The following is a 21,918-nucleotide window of genomic DNA, read 5'->3' as shown; positions in this document are numbered from 1 at the left end:
GGCGACCTGATCAGGCCGCATCCTTCGGTTCAGGGGAGAACACCAGCCTCAGCGTGGCGTAGGCGATGGGCAGCGCGCCCGCAAGGAGGAAGATCGTGTCGGCCACGATGCGGATCCACTCCAGGGTGTGGAAGGTGCCGCCCATGAGGTAGGTCAGGCGCCGGGCGTGCCAGTAGCCATTCACGAGCACGTCCCAGAGCTGGATGACGCCGGCCGGGAACAGGTCCAGGAGCAGCATCAGGCCCAGGCCGATGTTGAGGCCCCAGAAGCCGAAGCGGATGGCCTTCTCCACCTGCTCCCAGGCGCGGTCGCCCTTGAGCTCCCGCAGGCAGAACACCAGCACCGCCAGGGCCAGCATCCCGAACACGCCGAACATGGCCGCGTGGCCGTGGTTGGCCGTGAGCGTGGTGCCCATCTCGAAGTAGGACACGATGGGCAGGTTGATGAGGAACCCGAAGACGCCCGCCCCCACGAAGTTCCACACGCCCACGGCGATGAGGAACTTGATGGCCCAGCTCTGCCTCGCCGCCAGGGGCTTGCCGCAGTCCTCGCAGTTCCTGTGCTGCAGGCGGATGAAGTCCCAGGCGTCCAGGGTGAGCAGGGTGAGCGGCACCACCTCCAGGGCCGAGAAGCAGGCGGCCAGGCCCATGTTCAGGGTGCCCTGTCCCGTGAAGTACCAGTGGTGGCCGATGCCCATGATGCCGCCGGCCAGGTAGAGGATGGCGTCGAGATACACCAGCCGCGTGGCGGACTTCGAGGTCACCAGCCCCAGCTGGTAGAACATCACGGCCACCAGCACCGTGGCGAAGAGCTCGAAGAAGCCCTCCACCCACAGGTGGATGATCCAGAAGCGCCAGTTGTCGATGACGGCGAAGTTGGTGCGGGGCCCGTAGAACAGGGCCGGCACGTAGAAGAGCGGGATGGCGATGGCCGCGAAGAGGAAGAGGGTTGGCAGCTCGCCCTGCTTGCCGTCCTTCATGGCCGGGCGGAGGGCCCGGAACATGAGGAAGAGCCAGAAGATGAGGCCCACCGCCAGCAGCAGCTGCCAGAAGCGGCCCAGGTCCAGATACTCGCTGCCCTGGTGGCCCAGCCAGAACCAGAGGCTGCCCAGGTAGCCGTTGATGCCCGCGAATTCCCCGAACAGGCTGCCGAAGACCACGATGGCCAGGGCGCCCAGAAGCAGCAGGGCCCCGGCCCGCTGGCCCTTGGGCTCGGCCCCGCCCACCAGGGGCGCCAGGAAGAGGCCGCCCCCCACCCAGGCGGTGGCGATCCAGAAGATCGCCAGCTGCAGGTGCCAGGTCCGGGCCAGGTTGTAGGGCAGGATGCGGGCCAGATCGAAGCCGTAGAAGCCCCCGGGTTCGACGCGGTAGTGCGCCAGGGCCCCGCCCAGGGCGGCCTGGCCCAGGAACAGCAGGGCCACCACGGCGAGGAAGAGGCCCACGGCCTTCTGGCTGGGCGTGAGCGTCCATGAGTGGAGCCGGCCCTCCTCCGCGTGCCGCCAGCCAGCCTCCCCGCCCCAACCCAGGTAGTCGAACTTCCCGAAGACGAAGAGGATCAGGCCCAGGCCGCCCAGCAGCGCGATGAGGCTCATGGCGCTCCAGAGGTAGGTCGAGGCCGTCGGCGTGTTGCCCACCAGGGGCTCGTAGGGCCAGTTGTTGGTGTAGGAATAGTTCTTCCCGGGCCGGGGGGCCACCGTGGCCCAGCTGGCCCAGGCGAGGTAGGCCGTCAGGTTCCTCAGCTCCACCTCGTCCTGGATGAAGTTCTTGGGCAGGCCCACGGCGGGCTGGTCACCGGAGAAGTAGGCCTTCCACTCCCCGATCTGGGTGCGGTAGGCCGCGGCCTCCAGCTCCGTGAAGCGGAGCGTGTCCGTGCCCGGATCGTAGCGGTTCTGCTTGGTCTGCGAGGCCAGCAGGCCTCCGATCTCCTGGGCCTTGGCCGGATCCAGGTCCTGGAAGCCCTTGCCGTAGTGGGCCTGGGCCAGGACATTCCGGCCGATCTCCGCCTGCCGGTGCAGGTATTCGGCCGTGTAGTCGGGCCCCAGGTAGGCCCCATGGCCCCAGAGGGTGCCGTGCTCCATGAGGCCGTACTTCAGGAAGACCTCCTGGCCGTCCTTGATGTCCTCCCCGGTGAAGAGGACCTGGCCAGCCTCTCCCACCACCCGAGCGGGGATGGGCGGCGCCCCGGCGTAGGTCTTGGCCGTGACCCAGATCAGCAGGCTGAAGCCGAAGATCATCACGAGGATGACCGCCTGCCGCCAGCGGGGGGAAAGGGGCGTGGAATCCTGGTGGGAACCGCTCATGGCGCATCTCCTTGATGGACTCGGAAAAACCCATCAAACAGTGCGCTCGAACGGATCAAGGCTCAAGCAGAATTCGGACCCGGAGGTTTGAAACCAAGTGTGGCTTCCCCCGGGAGTCAGCCGTCCAGCCCCAGCCCCCTGACCTCGCCCGCGCTGAGCCGCTGGAGGCCCGCCGAGGTGGCGACCTTCAGCCGGCCATCTGGTTCCCAGCCCAGGCAGGTGCCCTGGCCCTCCTCCCAGCGGATGGGGGTGCCGGCTTCGGGCCAGCGGAAGGGCGGTTGAAACTCGCGCTCCAAGTCTCTCCAGGATTTTGCGATATGGTTCGCCAATAGCTGGATAGGTGGAGGTGTCAGGCCCAAGTCCCGCAGGCAGGCGGGCGGAAAGGCCCGGCCGGGGATGTCCGGGGCGGACTGGAGGTTCACGCCCAGGCCCAGGATCAGGCGCCCGCCGACCTGCTCGCCCAGGATGCCGCCCACCTTCACCAGGCGGCCCCCGCGCCAGGCCACGAGGTCATTGGGCCACTTCAGGCCCAGGACCTGCCTCTCGGGATCCAGCACCCCGGCGGCGGCGGTCATGGCCCGCTGGAGCACCAGGCCCGGGGCCACGCCGGCGCATGCGGGCAGCGCGGCGGACAGCCAGAGCCCTGCTCCCGCGGCGCTCTCCCAGCGGTTGCCCTGGCGGCCGCGGCCCTCGGTCTGGCGGTCCGCCAGCACAGCGCAGAAGCCCAGGTGGGGATTCCGCCGCAGGAAGGCCTGGGTGGAGTCCACCTCGGCCAGCCGGATCAGGGGCAGGTCCACGCTATTTCCGGCCGCCCTGGTTGCGGAGCCAGAGGATGCGCAGGCCGTCCAGGGTGAGGTCCGGCGCCTCCAGGCGGATATGCCGGGTGTGGGGCCCGATCACCTTCGCCAGGCCGCCCGTGGACACGACCTTGGCCTCCGGGATGTCCTCCAGGAGCCGGTCCAGGATCCCGTCGACCATGCCCACGTAGCCGTAGAAGATGCCGGCCTGCATGGCCTGGACCGTGTTCCGTCCCACGAGCCGCTCGGGCTCGGCCACCTCCACGCGCGGCAGGCGGCTGGCCCGCTGGAAGAGGGCGTCGGCGCTGATCTTCACGCCGGGGCAGATGAGGCCGCCCAGGTATTCCCGCTTAGCGTTCACCACGTCGAAGGTGGTGGCCGTGCCGAAGTCCACGACGATGACGGGCGCCCCGTAGGCCTCGATGGCCGCCACGGCGTTCACCAGCCGGTCCGCGCCCAGCTCCGCCGGGTTGTCGAGGAGCACCTTCATGCCGGTCTTGACGCCGGGCTCCACGTAGAAGGCCTCCACGCCGAAGTAGATCGAGGACAGCCCCATGAGGATGGGGTGGAGGGGCGGGACCACGCAGGAGATGGCCACATGCTTGATCTGGCCGGCCTCGATGCCCTGGTGGCGCATGAGGGCCAGGGCGGTCACCCCGTACTCGTCCACCGTGCGCTCCCGGCTGGTGGCCATGCGCCAGGAACAGACCAGGGGCGAGTCCGGTCCTTTTGACAGATCGTAGATCCCCAGCACCACGTTGGTGTTGCCCACGTCGACGGCCAACAGAAGACTCATGCCCACTCCAAGCCATCCAGGATCGCCTGAGCCGGTCTGTGCCGCCAGCCCCCTTGTGATGCCGATTCCCGGAGCCTCCAGTACCCTGGGCCTTTCGCCTGGAGCCGCCATGCCCCGCACCATGATCGAGCCCTTCCGCATCAAGTCCGTGGAGCCCATCCGCATGACCAGCGCCGCGGAGCGCCTGGACCTGCTGGAGGCCGCCAAGCTGAACGTGTTCAAGCTGCGGGCCGAGGACGTCCTCCTGGACTGGCTGACGGACTCCGGCACCGGCGCCATGAGCTCGGCCCAGTGGGGGGCCATCATGATCGGCGACGAGAGCTACGCCGGGGCCCGCAGCTTCTTCCGCCTGGAATCCGTGCTCAAGGACATCACGGGCATGGACCACTTCGTGCCCACCCACCAGGGCCGCGCCGCCGAGAAGGTGCTCTTCACGGCGGTCTGCAAGAAGGGCGACCTGGTGCCCAACAACTGCCACTTCGACACCACCCGCGCCAACCTCGAATACAACGGCGTGGAGGCCGTGGACCTGGTGGTGCCCGAGGGGCTCCAGCCCAGCCTCGTGGCCCCCTTCAAGGGCAACATCGACCTGGCGCGCGTGGAGGCCGTCCTGAAGGCCGAAGGGCACCGCATCCCCTTCGGCATGATCACGGTGACCAACAACACCGGCGGCGGGCAGCCCGTGTCCATGGCGAACATCCGGGCCTATGCCGCCCTGCTCAAGACATACGGCAAGCCCCTCATCATGGACGTCTGCCGGTTCTCCGAGAACGCCATGTTCATCAAGCTGCGGGAGCCCGGCTACGAGAACACCCCCATCAAGGCCATCGTGCAGGAGATGTTCAGCTACGCCGACGGCTGCACCATGAGCGCCAAGAAGGACGGCATGGTGAACATCGGCGGCTTCATCATGCTGCGCAGCGACGAATGGCTGGATCCTGTCCGCAACATGCTCATCCTCACCGAGGGCTTCCCCACCTACGGCGGCCTGGCCGGCCGCGACCTGGACGCCCTCGCGGTGGGCCTTGAGGAGGGCATGCACGAGGACTACCTCCGCTACCGCCTGCGCACAGCGGAATACCTGGGCGAGAAGCTGGAGGCCGCGGGCGTGGGCTTCGTGAAGCCCACGGGCGGCCATGCCGTCTACATTGATGCCAAGACTGTGCTGCCGGACATGCCTGTATCCCAGTACCCGGCCTGGGCTCTCTGCAACGCCCTCTACCTGGAAGGCGGCATCCGCGGCGTGGAGATCGGCTCCGTCATGTTCGGCAAACGCCTGGAGGACGGCACTGAGACCTACCACAGCATGGAGCTGGTGCGCCTGGCCTTCCCACGCCGCATGTACACCCAGAGCCACTTCGACTTCGCCGCCGAGGTCATCGCGGAGGTGAAGGCCAAGGCCAGGGAGATCCGCGGCGTGAAGATCGTCAAGCAGAGCCAGTACCTGCGGCACTTCACGGCGGAGATGGCCTGGGCCTAGCCGCTCGGGATCACCGCAATCGTTGGGGCTTCCGCAGTCGCCTGCGGTAGATGAGTCAGCGCTGGGCCTCTTCCAGAGCGGTCTGGGCGGACTCCCAGTCGCTCATGGCGTAGGCCAGGTCTGCTTCCAGGGCCTTCTGGGCGTCCAGCTTGCCGCTGAAGGCCTGCCAGTCGGCGGGATCCATGGAGGCCATGTCCTTCTGGAGTTCCGCCAGCTTCGCCTCCAGCTCCGCCACCTTGGCCTCGGCCTCGGCGACGTGCTTCTCGAAGCGTTTGAGCGAGCGCTGCTTCTCCTTGTTGATGGGGGGAGGCCCCTGCGGCTTCGCCGCAGAGGCAGGCTTCGCCTGTGGCGAAGCCACCTTCTTCGGCGGTTCGGGTTCGGGGCTGCCACCCACTTCATCGGCGCTCAGGTCCAGGTCCACCCAGGCCTGGTGGTCCTCGTAGCCGCCTTCGCGGAACTCGGCCCGGCCTTCGTGGATGCGCAGCAGCGAATCCGCCACGCGGCCCAGGAGGTAGCGGTCGTGGGTCACCACGATGGCCGCGCCCGAGAAGCTCAGGATGGTGTCCTCCATGGCCTCCATGCTGGGGATGTCCATGTGGTTCGTGGGCTCGTCCAGCAGCAGCAGGTTCACGCCGTGGCGGATGAGGGTGGCGATGCTGAGGCGGGCCCGCTCGCCGCCGGAGAGGGCCGTCACGGGCTTGTCCACGTCGTCACCCCGGAACTGGAACTTGGCCAGGAAGCCCAGCACGTCCTGCTTCATAGCTTGGGGGTTCACGGCGTGGATCTGCTGGAAGACCGTGTTGCGCGGGTCCAGGTTCTTGTGGTGCTGGTCGAAGTAGCCCAGCTTCACCTGGCTCCCCAGGCGGGCCCGGCCCGTGATGAAGGGGATCTCGTCAGAAATGGCCTTCAGCAGTGTGGACTTGCCCGTGCCATTGAGGCCCACGATGCCCATCTTCTGCCCGCGCTTGATCTGGAGTTGCTCCAAGGGGGCGTAGAGCGGCTTCCCGCCCCAGCCCACGCTGGCGTTCTCCAGCACCAGGGCCACGTCGCCGCTGCGCTGGGTCTCCGGGAAGCTGAACTTCACCTTGCGGCGGTCGCGCAGGGGCTTCTGGATGCGCTCCAGCTTGGCGAGATGCGTGCGCCGCCCCCGGGCCTGCTTGGTGTTCTGTCCCGCGATGTTGCGGCGGATGTACTCTTCCTGGTTCTTGATGTAGACCTGCTGCTGCTCGTAGTGGCGCTCCAGCCGCTCCAGCTCCTGCTCCTTCTTCTCCATGAACTCGGAGTAGTTGCCGTCGTAGGCCCGCGAGCGGCCGAGCTCCAGCTCCAGGATCTCGGTGGCGATCTTGTCCAGGAAGTAGCGGTCGTGGCTGATGACGGCCACGGTGGCGTCCGTGTCCTGGATGAAGGATTCGAGCCAGCGCAGGCTGGGCAGGTCCAGGTGGTTGGTGGGCTCGTCCAGCAGCAGCAGGTCCTGGCCCTGGAGGATGGCCTTGGCCAGCATGACGCGGCTCTTCTGGCCGCCTGACAGGGTCTCCACCGGGCGCTCGAAGTCGGCGGCGGCGAAGCCCAGGGCCTGGAGGATGCTCTCGGCGCGGGCGCGGATCGTGAAGCCATCAAGGTGCTCGAAAGCCTCGGTCACCTTCTGGTAGCGGGCCATCACTTCGTCGAGGTCTCCGCCGGCCTCGCCCATGCGGTGCTCCAGCTCCCGCATCTCGTGCTGCAGCTTCTCCACGTCGCCGAAGGCCGCCAGCGCCTCCTCCAGCACGCTGCCCTGGGTCTCGGGCACCAGGTCCTGGGCGTAGTGGCCCATACGGATGCCGCGCTCCTTCGTGGGCTTCACCACCGTGCCGCTGTCGGCCTCCAGCTGGCCCAGCAGCAGCTTGAACACGGTGCTCTTGCCCGCGCCGTTGCGGCCGATGACGCCCCAGCACTCGCCCTCCTGGATGGCCCACGTGACATCCTTCAGCACCTCCTGGGGGCCGAAGCGGAGATCGACGTGGTTGAGGGAAGCGAGCATGGCGGTTTCGGCTTTCAGCTATCAGCGATCAGCTATCGGTGGGAGGTGCGACTGACAGCTGATAGCTGACAGCAAGAAGGCCACCTTGCGGTGGCCTTCGGTGTTGGTGGAGCCAATCGGGATCGAACCGACGACCTCTTGCATGCCATGCAAGCGCTCTCCCAGCTGAGCTATGGCCCCAATGGGGAAGACCCAGTATCACACTCCTTTGCGGCTTCCGCAAGCACAGATCATCGCGGTGCCAGCCGGAGCCTCTGCCCCGCCTGGACGCGGTCGCCCTTCATCCGGTTCCAGGCTTTGAGATCCTTGGGATCCAGGTCGTACTTGCGGGCGATGGCCGCGAGGGTCTCGCCTCGGCGGACGAGGTGGACCCGGGGAGTGGCCTGGCTCTCCTTCGCCGCCGTGGACGAGGCCGGGCCCGGCAGGTGGACCACATCGCCTGGATGCAGGGCTTTCACGGCCTCGGGGTTGAGCCGCATCAGCTGGCCCAGGGGGAGATTCTTCGCCCGGGCGATCTTGGCAAGGGTATCCCCGGGCCGGGCCCGGTAGGTGGCTCCGGTGGGCTCGGGCTCCGCGGAACGGGCCGGCGGATCCACCTTCACCGCGGGGGCCGCCCCGCCAGCCGCTTCAGCCTGGGGGAGGGCCTCGGCCGCTGCTGGTGAGGGCGCGGCTCCGGTTCCCGCAGCTTCAGAAGCCGCGGGACCGGGCTCGACGGGCACCGGCGGTAGCGGATCCAGGGGCCGGTCTCCCAGCAGCTTCACACGCTCGATCCGGGGCGCGAGGTCCCGCTCGTCCAGGGCGAGGCTGGGCGCCGGCGGCACCAGCAGCCGCTTCCCGGGCTTGAACTGCCTCGCGGTGATGTCGTTGGCGTCCAGCAGGTCATCCGGCGCCAGCTTGAACCGCTTGGCCACCTTGGCGAGCGTGTCGCCCCGGCGCACGGTGTAGTGGCGGAAATCGAGCTTCTTGCCGGCGGGCATGCGGGCGAGCTGGCGCGTGCACTCCAGGGCCTTCCCCGGCGGCACGCGCAGGGTGTAGCTGCCCGGAGGCGTGGATCCCCGGAGCAGCTCCGGGTTCAGGGCCTTCAGGGTCGCCAGATCCGTCCCGGCGCACCGGGCCAGCACCACGAGGCTCGTCATGGCTGGGACCGCCACGGTCTCGTAGACGTACGGCGCCTGCGGGATGATCGCGAGGCCGTACCGCTCGGGATTCCGCCCCACCAGGATGGCGGCGCAGAGCTCCGGCACGTAGTTCTTGGTCTCGGTGCGCAGCCAGCGGGACCGGGCCAGGTCCCAGAAGTTCCGGGTGCCGACATTCTGGATGGCGCGCTCCAGCGTCAGGGGACCGGCGTTGTAGCCCGAGGCGGCCAGGTACCAATCGCCGGACACTTCGTAAAGCCGCTTGAGGTAGCGGGCCGCGGCGCGCGCGGACTTGACGGGATCGCGCCGCTCTTCGACCCAGGCGTTGCCGGTCAGGCCGTAGATGCGCCCGGTGGAGCGGATGAACTGCCACATCCCCACGGCCTTGGCGCGGCTCTTGGCTTCGTTCCGGAACCCCGACTCGATCACCGCCAGGTAGGCCAGATCCGAGGGCACGCCCTCCTCGGCGAAGACCTGCCGGATCATCGGCATGTACACCGAGGCGCGGCCCAGCGCATTCTCCATGAAGCCGCGCTTGGTGGTGGTGAAGAGGCTCACCCAGGTGAGCACCTTGTCATTGAGGTCGATGGGGAAATCGTAGGTGGCGCCCTGCTCCGCCACCCGCACCTTCTCCAGCTCGCTCCGCAGCTCCTCGCCGCTGATGGAGATGACCTCCTCGCCAGCCTTGAGGCCCGGTTCCGCCTCGCCGGGCGTCTCGGGCTCCTCTGCCGAAAGCTGATCCTGGACCTCCTTGAGCCTCTGGAGCAGATCCTGGACCTCGGGGATCCGCAGCAGCTCCGTCGGCCAGTCGGCGGTCAGGACATCCGCCTCGTCGGCCCGGGCCTGGGCCGCGTCCTCATCCTCCGCTTCCAGGGCCTTCTCGGCGGCCTCCACGAGGCTGCGCAGGCGCGCGAGGCGCGCCGCGTCGGACTCCGGCGCCCGGGCCGGGGCCGCTGCGACCTGGGGCTGGGGGGATGGCGGAGGTCCGGAGACCGGCGCCATCCCCCAGCAGAGCACGACTGTCAGAAGCGGAAACGGCATGAGCCTAGTGGCTTTCGGCGCTCACGAGGGCCTCGTAGGCGGCCGCATCCAGGAGGTCGCCGGCCAGGGCGCCGTCCAGCTTGATCTTCACCATCCAGCCCTTGCCGTAGGGATCCTCGTTCACGGCCTCCGGATGGTCCGCCAGGGCGGCGTTCACCTCGATCACCTCGCCGGCGGTGGGCATGTTCAGCTCGGAGACGGTCTTCACGGATTCCACCGTGCCGAACTCCTCGCCGGCCCCGAAGGAGGCCCCGGCCTCGGGCAGGTCCACGAACACCACGTCGCCCAGGGCGTCCTGCGCATAGTGGGTGATCCCCACCACGGCAGTGCCGTCAGCGGCGGGCTTCACCCACTCGTGGTCCTTGGTGTACTTCAGGTCGGCAGGGAACATGGATCCTCCAGGTTGGGTCACGGGGAACTGAGCTGATAGCTGATAGCTGATAGCTGAAAGCTGAAAACTACTTGCTCCGCTTGTAGAACGGCGTGGGGATGATCTCCGCATCCACGGCCCGGCCGCGGATCTCGATCTGGATGCGCCCGCCCACCTTGGCGGACTCGGTGGGAACGTAGGCCAGGCCCAGGTTGAAGCCGCAGGTGGGCGAGGGCGCGGCGCTGGTGACGAAGCCGACCTGCTTCCCGTCCTGCACCACGGGCATGTGGTCGCGGGCGATGTCGCGCTTCTCCAGGGTCTTGAAGCCCACAAGTTTCCGCGGGGCGGGCGCGGCCTTCGCGGCCAGCAGGGCTTCCCGGCCGATGAAGCCGCCCTTGTCCAGCTTCACGATCCAGCCGAGGCCCGCCTCCAGTGCGTGGATGGTGTCGTCGATCTCATGACCGTAGAGCGCCATCTTGCACTCCAGGCGCAGGGTGTTCCGGCAGCCCAGGCCGGCGGGGATCAGCCCGGCGGGCTTCCCGGCCGCCAGCACGGCGTTCCAGAGCTTCTCCGTGTCGCCGGCGGCGCAGTAGAGCTCGAAGCCGTCCTCGCCGGTGTAGCCCGTGCGGCTGATGAGGCACTTGATCCCGGCCACCTCGCCGTGGGTGAAGAAGTAGTAGCCGATGGGAGCCAGCGGGGTCTTCGTCAGGGGCTGGAGGATGTCCACGGCCAGGGGGCCCTGGAGGGCGATCTGTCCCGTGGCGGGGCTCTCGTTGGTCACCGCGCAGTCGAAGGCCCCGGCGTGCTTCTGCACCCAGGCGAAGTCCTTGTCGATGTTGCCGGCGTTCACCACCAGGAGGAACTCCTGCTCGCCCTCGCGGTAGACCAGCAGGTCATCCACGAAGGTGCCGTTCTCGTAGAGGAAGGCCGTGTAGTGGACCTGGCCGATGGCCAGCTTCGAGACCGCGTTGGGCGTCAGGTGCTCCACCAGGGCCAGGGCGCCGGGGCCCTTCACGCGGAACTCGCCCATGTGGCTCACGTCGAAGAGGCCCGCCTTGGCGCGCACGGCCTCGTGCTCGGCGATGATCCCCGTGGGGTACTGCACGGGCATATCCCAGCCCCCGAAATCCACCATCTTGGCGTTCAGGGCCCGGTGGGCGGCATTCAGAGGGGTCTTCATCAGTTCGGTGGCTGTGGACATCGGAACTCCGGCAGGGAACGTCCAGTCTAGCCCCGCCTCACCCAGGGCAGAAGGCCCGGTAATTCCCAGGACAGGCTCCACAGACCGCCCGCCTGCGGCCTTGTGACGAGGCGCACAGCCAGGGGCAGAACCGACACGCCGGTCTCTGCCGCGCGGTCCAGTTCGGCCCCGTAGGCCGGATCGATCTCCCGGGCCGCGTCGAAGCGGTCCACGTCCGTCCGGTGGACGAAGAAGGCGATGGCTGATCGGTGCCCCTCGCGCACCATGGCCTGGAGCTCCCGCAGGTGCTTGGTCCCGCGCTCCGTGACCGCATCCGGGAACAGGCCCCAGGCTCCGTCCTTCAGCGTGGCGTTCTTCACTTCGATGAAGACCGTCCGGCCCTCTCCGTCCAGAGCCAGCACGTCGATGCGGCTGCTCTCCGCGCCGTATTTCACCTCCGTGCGCACCTCCCGCAGACCCGGCAGGCCGGGCAGCGCATCCTGCCGGGCGGCCTGGGCCACCACGCGGTTGGGCATGCCCGTCTCCACGCCCACCCAGGCCCCGGCCCGTTCCACGGCGAGCCAGGTGTACTTCAGCTTGCGAGCCGGGTTGGAGGCGGGTTCCAGCAGGACCCGGTCGCCGGACTCCCAGCAGGTCTTCATGGAGCCTGTGTTGGTGGTGTGGGCCGTGGCGACGGAGCCGTCCTCCAGCCGGACGTCCGCCAGGAACCGCTTGTACCGCTGGATCAAGGTGCCCTGCACCAGGCCGGTCTTCTCGATGAGGATCATGGCCACCGGGCCAGGATGAGGTCCACGGCCTCCGCGAGGTCCGCGGCCACCAGGTCGGCATCCGCGCCGTCCACCCCGGCGCCATAGCCCGTCCGGACCAGGGCCACCCGGCAGCCGGCCCGTCGCCCGGCCTCCAGGTCGATGGCCTTGTCCCCCACCATCCAGGAGCCGGCCAGGTCGAGCTCGTGCTCCGCCGCAGCCTTCAGGAACATGCCGGGGTTCGGCTTGCGGTCCGGGTGGTCCGCCATGGCGTACTCCCCCTGCCCCTTCTCATGGTGCGGGGAGGCGTAGACCGCATCGATGCGGGCGTTCTCGAGGGCAAGGAGGGTCCCCATGCGGCTCATGACGGCGGCGAAGTCCTGCCAGCCGTACTTGCCGCGGCCGATGCCGCTCTGGTTCGTCACCACCACCACGGGTATGCCCCGGGCGTTCAGCTTCGCCACGGCGGCGGCGGCGCCAGGGATCATCACCAGCTGGTCCGGGTGGCCCAGGTAGTCCACCTCCTCGTTGAGGGTCCCGTCCCGGTCCAGGAAGACCGCGGGCCTCATGGAATCCACTCCGCCACGCACACATCGAACTGCCTGGGCCCGCGCGGAGCCCGGCCGCTCACCCACAGCAGCTTCCGGCCGTCTGGGCTGAAGTGCGGGAAGGAGTTGAACACACCGGTCCAGGTGATCCGCTCGAGGCCGGTGCCGTCCAGGTTGACGCGGAACAGGTCGAAGGTGCGGCCCCTGCCCTCCTGGTCGTGGTGGTTGCTGGCGAAGACGATCCCCTTCCCGTCCGGCGTGAAGATGGGCGCGAAGGCCGCCCCGGGCAGCTTCGTCACCTGCCGCTTGCCGCTGCCGTCGGCGTTCATCACCCAGATGTCCATCTCCATGGGCTCCACCAGGTGCTGCTTGAGCAGCTCCCGGTACTTCGCCGTGGCGGCTTCGCCCTTGGGGTAGTTGGTGCGCCAGGCGATGAGCTTCGAATCCGGGCTGAAGACGCCCCCGCCGTCGTAGCCCACGCCGTCCGTGAGCCGCATCAGGTGCTTCCCGTCCAGGTCCACCCGCCAGAGGTCCACATCCCCGCCCCGCTCGCTGGTGAAGACCATCCACGTGCCGTTGGGGGCCACGGTGGCCTCCGCGTCGTAGCCCGGCGAGGGCAGGAAGGGCTTGGGATCCCGGCCGTCGGCATCGGCGATGTACAGGTCGAACGCCTCGAAGACGGGCCAGCGGTACTTGCCGGGCGTGAAGGGCGGCGCGGGCGGGCAGTCGGACCCGGCCCCGTGGGTGCTGGCGTAGATGAGCTTCCGCCCGCCGGGCAGGAACCAGCCGCAGGTCACCCGGCCCCGGCCCGTGCTCACGCGCTTCTGGTCCGTCCCGTCGGCGTTCATGGTGTAGAGCTGGTCGCAGGGGTGCCCGTCCCGGGTGCTCTGGAAGACGATCCGCTTCCCGTCGCCGGACCAGTAGGCCTCGGCATTGGAGCCGGTGCCCGTGAGCTTCTTCACCTCCCGGAGATGGGTCTCCCTTGCATCGCGCAGGGCATCGCGCGGGGCCTCCGCGGGCGGCGGTGTCTGGGCCGCGAGCCCCAGGGCGCACAGGACGGCAAGCAAACCCCTGATCATGATCGGCACCCTCCCGGTTCAAACAGGAACTTGAGCAGGATGCCAGAGATGGCACACTGTGGGGCCCTCCTGTAGGTGCCACCCATGATCGACAAGCGCGTCGCCACCGCCCTGGAAGCCGTGAAGGACATCCCGGACGGGGCCCATCTGGCCGTGGGCGGCTTCGGCCTCTGCGGCATTCCGGAACACCTGATCGCGGCCCTGGCCGAGACCGGCGTGAAGGATCTCACCTGCTATTCCAACAACGCCGGCGTGGACGACTTCGGCCTGGGGATCCTGCTCCGCAAGCACCAGATCCACAAGATGGTCAGCAGCTACGTGGGCGAGAATGCCGAGTTCGCGCGCCAGTTCCTCAGCGGGGAGCTGGAGGTGGAGCTGGTGCCCCAGGGCACGCTCGCTGAGCGCATGCGGGCCGGCGGCGCCGGCATCCCGGCCTTTTTCACGCCCACGGGCGCGGGCACCAAGGTGGCCGAGGGCAAGGAGACGAGGCGCTTCGACGGGCGGGAGTGCGTGCTGGAGGCGGGCATCTTCGCCGACTTCGCCCTGGTGAAGGCCTGGAAGGCGGATCGCCTGGGCAACCTCGTCTACCGGAAGACCGCCCGCAACTTCAACCCCATGGCCGCCACCTGCGGAAAAGTCTGCATCGCCGAGGTGGAGGAGATCGTGGAGGTGGGCGAGCTGGATCCGGACGCCATCCACACCCCCGGCATCTTCGTCCACCGGCTGGTGCTGGGCACCGCCTATGAGAAGCGCATCGAGAAGGTGGTCACGCGGCAGGTCAATCCATCGGCAGGCTGAGGCGGACGAGGGATCCCTCCGCCGTGGCCAGGAGCTGGACCGACCCTCCATAGGCGGTCATGAGCTGGGCGCAGGAAGGCAGCCCCGTGCCCGGGCGGCGGCCGGGCTCCGGATCCGTGCTCTCGGGCCGCAGGCCGGACAGGGGCTCGAAGGCCTGGTCGATGAGCTCCGGAAGGATCGGACCGCCGTTGTCCTCCAACTCCAGGCGGAAGTGGCGCTTCCCCCCCCAGGACCGCATCTGGATCCGCGTGGCGGCCCCTCCGAGGGCGTGGGCCACGAGGTGCCCCAGCAGATCCGAGAAATCGGTGAAGACCCCGAAGATCAGATCCCGGGGCGCCTGCAGGTTCAGCTCCAGCGACAGTTCCGGCGGGAGGGTGCCGTCCGCCTGGAAAATCTCCACCTCCTGGCGCAGCAGGTCGTGAAGGTGGATCCACTCGGGGCTGCTGGCCTCCACCTGGCCCGCCCGGCGAAGCAGGGCGCGGACCAGATCGTCCACTTGGGCGACGGCCTTCCGGATGGATTCCATGGACTGGTGGCAGGCCTCCGTGGGGGGCTGGGAGCCGGCCTGCTCCAGGTGGACGGACATGGTGTGGCTCTCCTCCTTCAGGGCCCGGACCGGCTGCTCGAGCCGCTGGGCCATCTGGAGGAAGAGGCCGCCCAGCGCAGTCTTCCGGTCCTGGGCGCCCAGGGCGCGCTGGGCATCCTTGAGGGCTACGTAGGTGGATTCGAGCCCTTCGTAGCTGGTGCCGAGGGCGCGGCTGGTCTCATCCAGGTGCGCGATGAGCTCGGCGTTCTCCAGGCTCACCTGCAGGATGCCGGCATAGAGGGCCACCAGCTCCATCTCGAAGGGCTGGAAGGCCTGCCCGGCCCGGTCCGCGGCAAGAAACCCCCACAGAGCGTCTTCCCCGGAGCGGTCGCGCATCGGAAGGAGCAGCGCCTGGGCCCTCGGATCCCACAGCCCCAGGTCGATTCCGCGCTCCCACAGGGCCGTCTGCCGGAGCTCGGCATTCACGAGGGCCGTCCCCCGGGGAAGGGCGTCCACCGCCTCGGTCAGGGGCTGCTCCATGGACAGGGTCGGTGTCTCCTTGAACCCGCCGGGTCCCCAGACTCCCCCCTGGAAATAGGCCCCGCTCGCATGGAGCCTGTAGGCGCTGAGCCGGTCGAGGCGCAACTCGACCTGCAGCTGCCCCAGCACCCGCGTCAGGATCTCGTCCGCGTCCCGCAGGGGGAAGGTCTCCTTGCTGAGGGCCAGCAGCCGGGAGAGGTGGTGGCTGCGCTGCTCCAGGGCTCCCTGCGCCTCCAGGAGCTTGCGGTTCCCCTCCTGGGCTTCCCGGAGCTGGGCCTCGAGGTGCTCCACCACCTGGTGGGTGAACTGCCGGAGGGCCGCCCCTTCTCGCCCCTGCTCGAGGCGGTCCCGGTGGCCGCCCAGGTAGGTCTCCACCTGGCCCACGAACAGGAAGGGATCGATGGGCTTGGAGATGAATCCGTCGCAGCCCGTCACCAGGGCGGTCTCCCGGTCGCTGCGCATGGTCTTCGCGGTGAGCGCGACGATCAGGACCCCGTCCATGCTGGGGTTCTGGCGGATCTTGGTGGCCACCTCGAACCCGGACAGCCCCGGCAGGTTGATGTCCAGCAGGATCAGGGCGGGCTTCAGCTCCACAGCCAGCTCGTAGCCCCGGAGCCCATCCTCGGCCCAGTGCGGCTCGAAGCCGGCCTGGGACAGGAGCCGCTGGACCAGGCGCCAGTTCATGGCGTTGTCCTCGATGCAGAGGATCTTCTGGGCGTCGCTCATGCGGCGCTCCCGGGCGCGAGGGGCATCTCCACGATGAAGACGCTGCCCTGCCCCTTATGGCTGGTGGCCTTGATGCGGCCGGCCATGAGCCCCATGAACCGCTGGCTGATGGCCAGGCCGAGGCCCGTGCCGCCGAAGCGCCGGGAGATGCTCCCGTCCACCTGCTGGAAGGGCTTGAAGAGCCGGCCCAGGTCCTCCTCCGTCATGCCGATGCCTGTGTCCTCGATGCGGACCTGGAACAGGCCCTTGGCGGCGTCGGCGGCAATGCGCACGGAGCCGCTCTCCGTGAACTTGACCGCATTGCCCACCAGATTGGTGAAGACCTGCCGCAGCCGGTCGGGATCGCCCATGACCCGGATGGGGCCCTCGGGCCGGTCGTACTCGAGGGTGATGGGGCGGTCCTGGACGAGCCCGGCGGCCATGGCCTTCACGTCGTCCAGCAGCGCCACGGGATCCATCTCCTCCAGCTCCAGCTCCATCTTGCCCGCCTCGATCTTCGAGAGGTCAAGGATCGAGTCGATGAGCCCCAGCAGGGAGCGTCCGTTCTGGTAGATGATCTGGAGATCCTCCTTGGCGTCGGTTCCCAGGCGCCCCTCCGGGTCCTGCATGAGCATCCCCGAGAAGCCGATGATGGAGTTGAGCGGCGTGCGCAGTTCGTGGCTCACGTTCGCCAGGAACTCGTCCTTCAGGCGGTCCACCTCCTTCAGCTTCTGGTAGCTGGTCAGGAGGTTCTCGTTCAGCTCCCGCAGCTCCTGGGTCTTCTCCTGGACCTTCTCCTCCAGGGTGCTGGCCCAGGCCTTGAGCTCCATCCGGCTCTGCTCGAGGCCGCGGGTCCGCTCCTGGACGAGCTGCTCGAGGTTGGAGCGGATCTCCTCCAGCTCCCAGATGGTCTCCATGAGCTGCCGGGTGCGCTCCTGCACACGGTACTCCAGCAGCCGGTTCTGCCGCTCGATCTCGTCCCTGGAGACACGGAGCTTATCCGTCATCACCTCGAAGGAGTGACTCAGGTCCTGGATCTCGTCCCGCGTGTAGACCTTCACCGAAACCGTCTCCAGATGCCCCTGGGCCACCTTCTGGGCCGCCTCCGTGAGCTGGATGACGGGGCGAAGGTAGCGGTTCGAGAGAAAGACCGCCACGCCGATGCCCAGCACCAGGGTCACCAGACCCACGGCCAGGCTGGCCCGGATGTTCTCGCGGACCGCCCGCTGGGTGCCCTCGGTGGTGAACCCGATGACGAGGGTGCCCACCTGGTCCGCCCGTGGCTCCTCGTAGAAGACCGGCGCCACGGCGACCAGCATGTTGCTCTCCCGGCGGGTATAGGTGTGGGAGATGCCATCCTTGGGGGCCTGGCCCGTGGCCCACTCCGGCGTCGTGGGGGTGCTGTCCAGGGCCTCCCCGCTGGCGGCGTAGACCGCGCTGAACCGGAAGGAGGGGATGTTCTGGACGCCCTGGAGCACCTTGGCGATGTCCCGGGTGTTCCCGGTGCTCACGGCCGGGCCCAGCGCGTAGCTGGCCGTTTCCGCCACCTGGCGGGCGCTGAGCTCCGCCTGGCCGCGGATCTGCCGCTCCACCCAGCGCGGGTAGTAGAGCAGGTTGAAGGCGATGAAGGAGAGGACCAGGATGCTGATGACGGCGCTCAGCTTGGTCTTGATGGACAGACGATACATGCAGGGGGGCCCTGGGAAGCGGTTTTCAGCCTAGCAGGATGCCCGCTCCGCTAGAGCTTGAAGAGGTTCACTTCCCGATTGAGCATGTGGACCTGGACGCCCAGCTGGTCCACGGCCCCGCTGGAGGCCCCGATGGCGCGCTCGCTCTCCACGGCTTTGCCCAGCACCCGGTTCATGGTCTCCTTCAGCGACAGGACGTGGTTCTCCTGCCGGGCCAGGATCTCGTGGAGGCTCCTGGCCAGGGCCCGGACCTGCTCCGTGGCGCGGGCGATCTCGTCGCTGCCCGCGCTCTGCTCCCGCGTCGAGTCCCGGACCACGCTGGTGGCCTGCTGGACGTTCATGGCCAGCGACAGGATGTGCTTGCTGGTCTGCTGCTGCTCCTCGATGACCGTGCGGATCGTTTCCACCTGGTGGTGGATGTTGCGGTTGGCCTCGTGGATCAGGCTGGCCTGGCCGCCCTGCTGGAGGGTCTCCCGGAGGATGCTCTCCACCACCCGGTCCATCCCCCCCACGGATTCGAGAATGGCCTGGAGGGCCTGCTCGCTCTGCCCCACGGACTCGGCGCCGTCCCGCACGGCATCGAGGCCCGTCTCCACCTGCTGGTAGGCCTTCCGGATCTCCGCCTGGAGGGTCCCGATGATCTGCTGGATCTCCTGGGTGGAGCGCCCGGTCTGCTCGGCGAGCTGCTTGATCTCGTCGGCGACCACCGAAAACCCCCGGGCCTGCCCGTCCCCGGTCCCGCCCTGGGAGGCGATGATGGCCGCGTTCAGGGCCAGCAGGTTGGTCTGCTGGGCGTGGTCCCCGATGTAGTCCAGGATCTTGGCGATGTCTGTTCCAAGCTGGAGCAGGGTGCGGGTGGTGGCGTGGAAATCCTGGACCACCCGGTCGATCACCTGCATCTTGTCCCGGTTCCGGGCCACCAGCTCCAGGCCACGGGCCACGGTGTGGATCACGTTCTTGGCGTGGCGCTGGGCGATCTTCACGTTGTCGTCGATGGCGGAGGTGCTCTGCTCCAGGTTCTCGGCGAACTCCCGGGTGTGCTCCGCGTGGCCGGCCAGGTGGTCCACGTTCTTGCCCACGTTCTTGATGGAGATGTCGAAGTCCCGGATGGCCCCGGTGATCCCCTCCACGATCCCCAGCAGCTCGTCCATGCTCAGGTTGATCTGCTGCACGCTGGCGGCCATCTGCATGATGGTCGCGTTGGTGTTCTCGGAGGCCGTGCTCAGCTCCATGGAGCTCGCGCTGATGCTGATGGAGGTGTCCGTCAGCTCGTTGATCTCCTCATGGAAGGACTCGATGAGCTCCCGCTGGCCGTGGCTGGACTGGCGCACCCCGTCGGCCGACTCGCGGATGGCGCTGGAGGCCCGGGCCAGGTCGCGGCTGGCGGCGCGGATCTGCACCACCATGCCCCGCAGGCTCCCCACCATGCGGCCGAAGCCCTGGGCCAGGGCGGCCACCTCGTCGTCGCTGTAGACCGCCTCGAGGCTGTCGATGCGGCCCTCCCCCACCCGCTTGGCGTTGCGGCTGAGCAGCAGCAGGGGCTGCTGGACGTCGCGCAGGATCAGCTGGATGAAGTAGATCAGGAAGATCCCGGCCAGGAGCAGGATGGCCAGGTTGGGCCGCAGGGCCTTCCAGATGGCGTCGGCGTACTCCGCCTCGGGGATCACCGCCCGCAGCTCCGATCCGTCCGGGAGCACCTTCGCCACCACGATGTCGCCGCCCCCCCGGGGCTGGAGGCGCGAGCCCAGCAGCGCCCCGCCCTTGGCCGCCGGGAGCTGGAGGGAGATGCCCCCGCCCGCCCCCAGCCTCAGGGTCCCGATGAAGGCGTCGAGATCCTCTGGCGTGGTGTTCATCTCCTGGACGAAAGCCACGGAATCCGCCAGGTTGGCGAGCTCGTTGCCGGCATAGCTCGTGACCTTCGTGCGGATGGAAGACTGGAGGGTGAGTCCCGAGACCAGGACGGAGAGGGCCAGCACGCCCATGGTCATGGCCAGGATGCCGAAGCCGAACTTGGCCCGCAGGCTGGTGGAGAACCGGGTCTGCGATTCGGTGAACCCGGGCTGGTCGGCCAGGAGCCTGAACAGCTTCATCAGGTTCTGCTTGGTCAGGAAGTACTGGCTGATGGCCGCCAGGGAGGCCAGCACCAGGAACATGGCCATGGTGACCGAGCTCACCAGGATGCTCTGGCCAAGGCGGAGCTTGAGCCAGACGTAGGCCCCGACGCTCAGGCAGGCGCCCAGGTAGAAGAACAGCAGGGAGGAGGTCTGAGGGAAGCGGGTCAGGGAGCGGTGGAGGTCCGGCCCCAGGCTCTCGCCCGCCAGAGTCCGGCCCAGATGCTGAATCTGGAGCAGGGAGACGCCGGTCGCCAGGGCCAGGAGGCCCAGCGCCACCAGCATCCCCCAGGCGGAGAAGTGGAACTGCGGGGGCGCCGCGAACAGGAAGAGGAGGTAGCCGACGATGGCGGCGCCGAGCCAGACGAGGCCCGTGCCCATCCGCAGGCGCCCGAGCACCAGCGCCAGCACCGCCGGGTCCACGGGACCAGGCGCCTCGGGCGTGATCTCAGGCCGGGGTCCAGAAATGGAATCGGGCAGCACCATACTCGCGTGTTTCGGCCAGAATCCACCGGTCCTGTAGTTCCAACCCGGTATGCCGGTCCGTCTCGAAGACCAGCACCCCGCCTTCGGTCATCCAGGCCCTCAGGCGTGCGGACATCCGGCCCCAAAGGAACTCAGCCTGGTCGTAGGGCGGGTCCAGGAACACCACAGCCTGGTTCCGGAAGGCATCCTCGGGGAGCCGCCGAAGGTCCATCCGCATCGCATTGATTCCTGTGCCTTTGGTGTTCGCGGCCAGGCAGGACCACCCGGGTTCGGCGGCCTCCACGCAGGTGACGGGGCCGTAGCCCCGCGAATGCGCCTCGAGCCCCACGGCCCCCGTGCCGGCGCACAGGTCGAGGAAAGGGCCAGAGGGCCAGCGCTGGAGGATGGAGAAAAGCGCCTCCCGGGCCCGGTCCGACGTGGGCCGGACCCGGTGGTCGCCCGGGGGGGGCGCCGCGAGGCGCCGCCCCTTCAGGGCCCCGGCGATGATCCGCATCGCGGGAAGGTCAGTAGGCCCAGCGGAGGAGCGTGGAACCCCAGGTGAAGCCGGCGCCGAAGGCCGACAGCACCACCAGGTCGCCCTTCTCCACGCGCTTGGCCTCCACAGCCTGGTGCAGGGCCGTGGGGATGGTGGCGGTGGTGGTGTTGGCGTAGCGGTCGATGTTCACCATCATGCGGGCGGGGTCCAGCTCCAGGCGCTTGGCGGCCGCATCCATGATGCGGATGTTCGCCTGGTGGGGGACGAACAGCTTCAGGTCGCTGCCGTGGAACCCGTTGCGGTCCATGAGCAGCTTGCTGTTGTCGGCCATCTCCCGCACGGCGTTCTTGAAGACCTCGCTGCCGGCCTGGTGGATGTAGTGCTCCTTGGCGGCCACGGTCTCCGCAGTGGCGGGCTTCAGGGAACCGCCGGCAGGCATGAACAGGAAGCAGCCGCCGGACCCGTCCACCTTGTGCTCGAAGTCGAGGATGCCGAGCCCGTCCTCCACGCGCTCCACGATCACGGCGCCCGCGCCGTCGCCGAACAGCACGGAAGTGGCCCGGTCCTCCAGGTTGATGATGGTGGACATGATGTCCACGCCCACCACGCCGACCCGGCGGACGCCGCCGGCGGCCACCAGGCTGGAGGCGGTGGTCAGGGCGTAGAGGAAGCCGGAGCAGGCGGCGTTCAGGTCGAAACCGAAGGCATTGGTGGCGCCCACCATGTCCTGGATGCGGCAGGCCGTGGCCGGGAACAGGGTGTCCGGGGTCACGGTGGTGACCAGGATCAGATCCAGCTCCGAAGCCTTGATGCCGCGGTTGTCCAGGGCCATCTGGAGGGCCGGGGCCCCCAGCTGGGAGGCGCCGGTGCCGGGCTCGACCCAGCGGCGCTCGCGGATGCCCGTGCGGGTCCGGATCCACTCGTCATTGGTCTCCATGATCTTGGAGAGGTCGTCGTTGGTGACCACCTTTGGAGGAAAACATTGCCCGGTGGCAGTGATTCCGACGGGGGCGGCAAGGCGACGATTCAAAGGAGCCTCCAGACACGAAACCACCATCATCGCATGGACGGCCCGGGCC

General features: G+C 68.5%; 17 protein-coding genes and 1 tRNA gene. 2 read left to right on the top strand and 16 right to left on the bottom strand.

Going from position 1 to position 21,918, the window contains the following annotated elements:
• Positions 1 to 10: 10 nt before the first annotated feature.
• The 3 genes from G398_RS0111745 to G398_RS0111735 form a co-directional block, all read right to left on the bottom strand.
• Positions 11 to 2,299, bottom strand: coding sequence for a nitric-oxide reductase large subunit (locus G398_RS0111745; RefSeq protein WP_026853729.1), 2,289 nt, complete (start codon positions 2,297 to 2,299; stop codon positions 11 to 13).
• 116 nt (positions 2,300 to 2,415) lie between these two features.
• Positions 2,416 to 3,096 (bottom strand): biotin--[acetyl-CoA-carboxylase] ligase, encoded by a 681-nt coding sequence (locus G398_RS0111740; RefSeq protein WP_026853728.1) that lies wholly within the window; start codon positions 3,094 to 3,096, stop codon positions 2,416 to 2,418.
• 1 nt (position 3,097) lies between these two features.
• Positions 3,098 to 3,892, bottom strand: a complete 795-nt coding sequence (locus G398_RS0111735; RefSeq protein ID WP_026853727.1) for a type III pantothenate kinase — start codon at positions 3,890 to 3,892, stop codon at positions 3,098 to 3,100.
• A gap of 109 nt (positions 3,893 to 4,001) precedes the next feature.
• Between G398_RS0111735 and G398_RS0111730 the strand changes: the two genes are divergently transcribed.
• Positions 4,002 to 5,372, top strand: a complete 1,371-nt coding sequence (locus G398_RS0111730; protein ID WP_026853726.1) for a tryptophanase — start codon at positions 4,002 to 4,004, stop codon at positions 5,370 to 5,372.
• Between the two features lie 55 nt (positions 5,373 to 5,427).
• On the opposite strand, the gene G398_RS18115 is transcribed toward G398_RS0111730, so the two are convergent.
• The 8 genes from G398_RS18115 to G398_RS0111690 form a co-directional block, all read right to left on the bottom strand.
• Complete coding sequence (locus G398_RS18115) at positions 5,428 to 7,389, bottom strand: ABC-F family ATP-binding cassette domain-containing protein (RefSeq protein ID WP_052571881.1); 1,962 nt, start codon at positions 7,387 to 7,389, stop codon at positions 5,428 to 5,430.
• A gap of 104 nt (positions 7,390 to 7,493) precedes the next feature.
• Positions 7,494 to 7,569, bottom strand: a tRNA-Ala gene (locus G398_RS0111720).
• A gap of 50 nt (positions 7,570 to 7,619) precedes the next feature.
• Positions 7,620 to 9,527 carry a LysM peptidoglycan-binding domain-containing protein gene (locus G398_RS19810; RefSeq protein ID WP_052571880.1) on the bottom strand — a complete coding sequence of 636 codons (1,908 nt, stop codon included), beginning with the start codon at positions 9,525 to 9,527 and terminating at the stop codon, positions 7,620 to 7,622.
• Between the two features lie 43 nt (positions 9,528 to 9,570).
• Complete coding sequence (gene gcvH, locus G398_RS0111710) at positions 9,571 to 9,957, bottom strand: glycine cleavage system protein GcvH (protein ID WP_026853725.1); 387 nt, start codon at positions 9,955 to 9,957, stop codon at positions 9,571 to 9,573.
• Between the two features lie 67 nt (positions 9,958 to 10,024).
• Positions 10,025 to 11,137, bottom strand: a complete 1,113-nt coding sequence (gcvT, locus tag G398_RS0111705) for a glycine cleavage system aminomethyltransferase GcvT (protein ID WP_026853724.1) — start codon at positions 11,135 to 11,137, stop codon at positions 10,025 to 10,027.
• A gap of 26 nt (positions 11,138 to 11,163) precedes the next feature.
• Complete coding sequence (gene sfsA, locus G398_RS0111700; protein WP_026853723.1) at positions 11,164 to 11,904, bottom strand: DNA/RNA nuclease SfsA; 741 nt, start codon at positions 11,902 to 11,904, stop codon at positions 11,164 to 11,166.
• Positions 11,901 to 12,452, bottom strand: a complete 552-nt coding sequence (locus G398_RS18105) for a D-glycero-alpha-D-manno-heptose-1,7-bisphosphate 7-phosphatase (RefSeq protein WP_043484896.1) — start codon at positions 12,450 to 12,452, stop codon at positions 11,901 to 11,903. The genes sfsA and G398_RS18105 overlap by 4 nt, the downstream gene beginning before the upstream one ends.
• Positions 12,449 to 13,510 carry a TolB family protein gene (locus tag G398_RS0111690; protein WP_043484892.1) on the bottom strand — a complete coding sequence of 354 codons (1,062 nt, stop codon included), beginning with the start codon at positions 13,508 to 13,510 and terminating at the stop codon, positions 12,449 to 12,451. The genes G398_RS18105 and G398_RS0111690 overlap by 4 nt, the downstream gene beginning before the upstream one ends.
• Positions 13,511 to 13,594: 84 nt before the next feature.
• Between G398_RS0111690 and G398_RS0111685 the strand changes: the two genes are divergently transcribed.
• Positions 13,595 to 14,308, top strand: a complete 714-nt coding sequence (locus tag G398_RS0111685; protein ID WP_026853721.1) for a CoA transferase subunit A — start codon at positions 13,595 to 13,597, stop codon at positions 14,306 to 14,308.
• On the opposite strand, the gene G398_RS20865 is transcribed toward G398_RS0111685, so the two are convergent.
• The 5 genes from G398_RS20865 to G398_RS0111660 are packed head-to-tail and all read right to left on the bottom strand — an operon-like array spanning position 14,289 to position 21,869.
• On the bottom strand, positions 14,289 to 16,100 hold the full coding sequence (locus G398_RS20865) for a response regulator (RefSeq protein ID WP_157492399.1): 1,812 nt from the start codon (positions 16,098 to 16,100) through the stop codon (positions 14,289 to 14,291). The genes G398_RS0111685 and G398_RS20865 overlap by 20 nt on opposite strands.
• On the bottom strand, positions 16,097 to 17,767 hold the full coding sequence (locus G398_RS19805; protein ID WP_026853720.1) for a sensor histidine kinase: 1,671 nt from the start codon (positions 17,765 to 17,767) through the stop codon (positions 16,097 to 16,099). The genes G398_RS20865 and G398_RS19805 overlap by 4 nt, the downstream gene beginning before the upstream one ends.
• 50 nt (positions 17,768 to 17,817) lie before the next feature.
• On the bottom strand, positions 17,818 to 20,361 hold the full coding sequence (locus tag G398_RS0111670) for a methyl-accepting chemotaxis protein (protein WP_157492398.1): 2,544 nt from the start codon (positions 20,359 to 20,361) through the stop codon (positions 17,818 to 17,820).
• On the bottom strand, positions 20,327 to 20,857 hold the full coding sequence (locus G398_RS18090; protein WP_052571879.1) for an RsmD family RNA methyltransferase: 531 nt from the start codon (positions 20,855 to 20,857) through the stop codon (positions 20,327 to 20,329). Before G398_RS18090 ends, G398_RS0111670 begins: the two co-directional genes overlap by 35 nt.
• A 10-nt stretch (positions 20,858 to 20,867) precedes the next feature.
• Positions 20,868 to 21,869 carry a beta-ketoacyl-ACP synthase III gene (locus G398_RS0111660; protein ID WP_026853718.1) on the bottom strand — a complete coding sequence of 334 codons (1,002 nt, stop codon included), beginning with the start codon at positions 21,867 to 21,869 and terminating at the stop codon, positions 20,868 to 20,870.
• Positions 21,870 to 21,918: the final 49 nt, after the last annotated feature.

Origin of the sequence: Geothrix fermentans DSM 14018, assembly GCF_000428885.1 — a bacterium.
Classification (GTDB): Bacteria; Acidobacteriota; Holophagae; order Holophagales; family Holophagaceae; genus Geothrix; species Geothrix fermentans.
Note: the sequence above shows the minus strand (reverse complement) of the source record. Positions and strands in the feature narration are given on the sequence as shown.

Excerpts from the sequence above, each read along its gene's own strand:
- G398_RS0111745 (WP_026853729.1), bottom strand. The coding sequence starts at position 2,299 with ATGAGCGGTTCCCACCAGGATTCCACGCCCCTTTCCCCCCGCTGGCGG.
- G398_RS0111735 (WP_026853727.1), bottom strand. The coding sequence starts at position 3,892 with ATGAGTCTTCTGTTGGCCGTCGACGTGGGCAACACCAACGTGGTGCTG.
- G398_RS0111730 (WP_026853726.1), top strand. The coding sequence starts at position 4,002 with ATGCCCCGCACCATGATCGAGCCCTTCCGCATCAAGTCCGTGGAGCCC.
- G398_RS18115 (WP_052571881.1), bottom strand. The coding sequence starts at position 7,389 with ATGCTCGCTTCCCTCAACCACGTCGATCTCCGCTTCGGCCCCCAGGAG.
- G398_RS19810 (WP_052571880.1), bottom strand. The coding sequence starts at position 9,527 with ATGGCGCCGGTCTCCGGACCTCCGCCATCCCCCCAGCCCCAGGTCGCA.
- gcvH (WP_026853725.1), bottom strand. The coding sequence starts at position 9,957 with ATGTTCCCTGCCGACCTGAAGTACACCAAGGACCACGAGTGGGTGAAG.
- gcvT (WP_026853724.1), bottom strand. The coding sequence starts at position 11,137 with ATGTCCACAGCCACCGAACTGATGAAGACCCCTCTGAATGCCGCCCAC.
- sfsA (WP_026853723.1), bottom strand. The coding sequence starts at position 11,904 with ATGATCCTCATCGAGAAGACCGGCCTGGTGCAGGGCACCTTGATCCAG.
- G398_RS18105 (WP_043484896.1), bottom strand. The coding sequence starts at position 12,452 with ATGAGGCCCGCGGTCTTCCTGGACCGGGACGGGACCCTCAACGAGGAG.
- G398_RS0111690 (WP_043484892.1), bottom strand. The coding sequence starts at position 13,510 with ATGATCAGGGGTTTGCTTGCCGTCCTGTGCGCCCTGGGGCTCGCGGCC.
- G398_RS0111685 (WP_026853721.1), top strand. The coding sequence starts at position 13,595 with ATGATCGACAAGCGCGTCGCCACCGCCCTGGAAGCCGTGAAGGACATC.
- G398_RS20865 (WP_157492399.1), bottom strand. The coding sequence starts at position 16,100 with ATGAGCGACGCCCAGAAGATCCTCTGCATCGAGGACAACGCCATGAAC.
- G398_RS19805 (WP_026853720.1), bottom strand. The coding sequence starts at position 17,767 with ATGTATCGTCTGTCCATCAAGACCAAGCTGAGCGCCGTCATCAGCATC.
- G398_RS18090 (WP_052571879.1), bottom strand. The coding sequence starts at position 20,857 with ATGCGGATCATCGCCGGGGCCCTGAAGGGGCGGCGCCTCGCGGCGCCC.